At 37.5% G+C, this 3,069-nt stretch carries 4 protein-coding genes; 3 read left to right on the top strand and 1 reads right to left on the bottom strand.

Going from position 1 to position 3,069, the window contains the following annotated elements; genetic code table 11:
• Positions 1-149 precede the first annotated feature (149 nt).
• Entirely contained in the window at positions 150-1,337 is a 1,188-nt protein-coding gene (tet(39), locus tag FTV37_RS16845) for a tetracycline efflux MFS transporter Tet(39) (protein ID WP_004856455.1), read from the bottom strand.
• A 65-nt stretch (positions 1,338-1,402) separates the two neighbouring features.
• Between tet(39) and FTV37_RS16840 the strand changes: the two genes are divergently transcribed.
• From FTV37_RS16840 to FTV37_RS16830, 3 genes are all read left to right on the top strand, one after another.
• The gene (locus tag FTV37_RS16840; protein WP_004787586.1) at positions 1,403-2,044 is read left to right on the top strand and encodes a TetR/AcrR family transcriptional regulator C-terminal domain-containing protein; all 642 of its coding nucleotides are present in this window, start codon (positions 1,403-1,405) and stop codon (positions 2,042-2,044) included.
• Between the two features lie 323 nt (positions 2,045-2,367).
• Positions 2,368-2,664 (top strand): type II toxin-antitoxin system RelE/ParE family toxin, encoded by a 297-nt coding sequence (locus FTV37_RS16835; RefSeq protein WP_004787583.1) that lies wholly within the window; start codon positions 2,368-2,370, stop codon positions 2,662-2,664.
• 3 nt (positions 2,665-2,667) lie between these two features.
• Positions 2,668-2,958, top strand: a complete 291-nt coding sequence (locus tag FTV37_RS16830) for an addiction module antidote protein (protein WP_004787581.1) — start codon at positions 2,668-2,670, stop codon at positions 2,956-2,958.
• Positions 2,959-3,069: the final 111 nt, after the last annotated feature.

Below are 3,069 nucleotides of genomic sequence, written 5' to 3'. Positions count from 1 at the left end.
GCGATTTGGCTCGCTATCATTCAGGTATAGTCTTTTGATAAAAAAAGCATGACTAAAAGCCATGCCTTGGGAATTCGTATAACGTGTATTATGTTAATTTTAGATAAACTATAGAATCCATTAGTTTTTAAACCAATAAATTAAATATTTTATGGAACTCCAGAATATTTATTCAGGCGATACTTAAGCAATAAGGGTAGGGTGATTACATAAAGTATTGCAGCTAATGCCCATACCATTCCAGGAGCTGATGCCTGAGTCATAAAATAGAGGCTAGTAACTAATACAGGACCAATTATAGCCCCCAGACTATTAAAACTGCTTAATAGCCCTTGTAATTCACCTTGTCTTTCATCACTAATACCTCTGGACATCATTGCTTGCAAAGCAGGAACGGCTACTCCACCAAGGGCAAACAATGGTAACAACGCAAAAGGCACCCATTCTTCAACAGCAATAGATAAAAGAAGTAAACCAATTGCATCGCAAGCTATTCCACATAACAACGTATTTTTCTCTCCAAACCTCTTTACCATAGGGGCGATAGCAAAAGCCTGTGCAATAGAATGGCATATTCCATAACTAGCAAGGGAAACACCTGCAATAAATATACTCCAGCCATAACGATCCTGCCCATAGATAACCCATAAAGTTGCGGGGACTTGTGAAACCAATGTGATAATTAAAAAGATACCAAGCAATGGAGCCATATTAGGTTGAGTGATCAAATAGGATAATTTCTTTAATATTGATTGCTCCTGAACCTTCTCAGTCATTTTATTGCTGTGTTTTGATTCTTTTAATAAGACTGCTGTCATTATTAAATTAATCCCATTCATAAAAGCAGCAGCAAAGAACGGTGCATGTAAGTTCCATTCACCCAAAACTCCACCTATTACCGGACCCGCTATAAACCCAATACCAAAGACAGCTCCAAGGAGACCAAACCTTTTTGCACGCTCATGGGCTGGAGTAATATCTGAAACATAAGCTGTTGCAACAGCCATGTTGGCACCTGTAATTCCCGCAAAAATACGACCAATATATAGCCACAATAGAGAAGGAGCAGCAGCCATTAGGAGATAATCAGCCGTTGCACCAGCAATTGAAATAATTAATACAGGTCGACGTCCAAATCGGTCACTCAACGCTCCAAGGATAGGTGCAAAAATGAACTGCATCAGAGCATACACAGCTAATAAAGCACCATAGTGAACACCGCCTGCTTCAGCTCCAGCCAATGACCGTAATAATTCAGGCAAGATCGGCATAATTAAACCAATCCCAACAGCATCCAGAAATATAGTGATTAAAATCACGCTCAATGATTTCTTCACAAATGCCTTCTCTAGCAATGATAGAATTAATATTCTCTCACACACTCCCTATCAGTGATAGATTTATGAGTAAAAAAGATATTGCACCTCAACGTCTGACACGTGAAATAGTCCTGCGTACCGCATTGGATATGTTGAATGAAGAAGGCATAGATTCAATAACCACACGCAAGCTAGCTCAACGATTGGGTATTAAATCTCCAACTCTATATTGGCATTTCAAGAATAAATCCTTGTTAATGGAAGCAATGGCGGAAACCATTATAAATGAACACCATTTAGTTTCTTTACCCATCGATGGGATGACATGGCAAGATTGGTTGCTCGCTAATTCTGTAAGCTTTCGTCGAGCACTACTAGCTTACCGTGATGGTGCTCGTCTACATGCAAGAACTAGCCCCAGTCAAGGACATTTCAACACGATTGAGGCCCAAGTTGCGCTGTTATCTCATGCTGGGTTTTCTCCTGTTGAAGCAGTTGCATTACTTATGACATTAGGAAGGTTTATTGTTGGGTGGGTCCTTGAGGAGCAGCAAGAAGAAATAAGATCAGACCCACCATTCGAAGCCGATCCAACTATATATCCACTCATGCTCCAAGGAGTGAATACCTTACAAAATATGAATGCGGATGACATTTTTGAAAATGGGATTCGTATGGTGATTATCGGTGCTGAAAGACAACTTGATATTAAAATGCAAACTTAACTCTATACTGCTTTAAGCAACTGTTCTATTTAGTAATAAAGCTTTTATCCTTAATTATTTAACATAATAGAGCTTATACGAAACGCAATTTAAAATATTATTGTTTTTCATATAGTTATAAAATTTTGACTGACTTCAAAAACAGTAAAAAGCCGACTTAGAAACAAGTCGGCTTTTTTATGAGCAGGTTTGATACCTTTTGCCAAGAACATAGGTTATTAAATAATCAATTGATAAAATATATTCTTATTATTTCATTTACTCATAAAATATATTCATTATAATGTTGTGTATTCGATCGAATACAATAAAGAGGAACTTTCATGACCGAGATTAAACGTCTCCCTGAATTTGATGAATGGCTAGATAGCATTAAAGACAGTATGACCCGTCTTAAACTGAATCGAAGATTAGATAAGGTTCAGCGTGGTAATTGGGGCGATGTAAAGCATCTTCAAGAAGGTGTTTGGGAAATGCGAGAGTTCTTCGGACCAGGTTGGCGCATGTATTACATCAAACATGGTGATGTAATCATTGTGATGCTTGGAGGTGGTGATAAATCTACACAGCAAAAGGATATAGAACGAGCTGTTGATTTATCAAAATCTTTAGAGGATTGAAAAATGGTTAAAATAGCTGATCTACCTAGCTTTGACATGGCAGAAGCACTTAAGAGTGAAGAAGATATTGTAATGTATCTTAATATGGTTCTTGAAGAGAATGACCCTGCTGAACTAGCTCATGCACTTGGTGTAATTGCTAAAGCTCGTGGTATGACTCAAATCGCTAAAGAAGCAGGAATTGGACGTGAAGCACTTTACAAAGCACTCCGTCAAGATTCAGCACCTCGTTTTGATACGATTAATCGTGTAGTAAATGCTTTAGGTCTAAAACTAACTGTGCAGAATGCATAACTATTAATAAAATTTTGTCTAAGTTCCATCTTATTTAACATAAAATCTCTTATGCGAAATTTAGGTCTTATCCCAAATAAATCCATTAAAAAGATCTTTATCTTTCTGCTT

The organism is Acinetobacter sp. YH16042 (assembly GCF_013417245.1).
Classification (GTDB): Bacteria; Pseudomonadota; Gammaproteobacteria; order Pseudomonadales; family Moraxellaceae; genus Acinetobacter; species Acinetobacter amyesii.
Note: the sequence above shows the minus strand (reverse complement) of the source record. Positions and strands in the feature narration are given on the sequence as shown.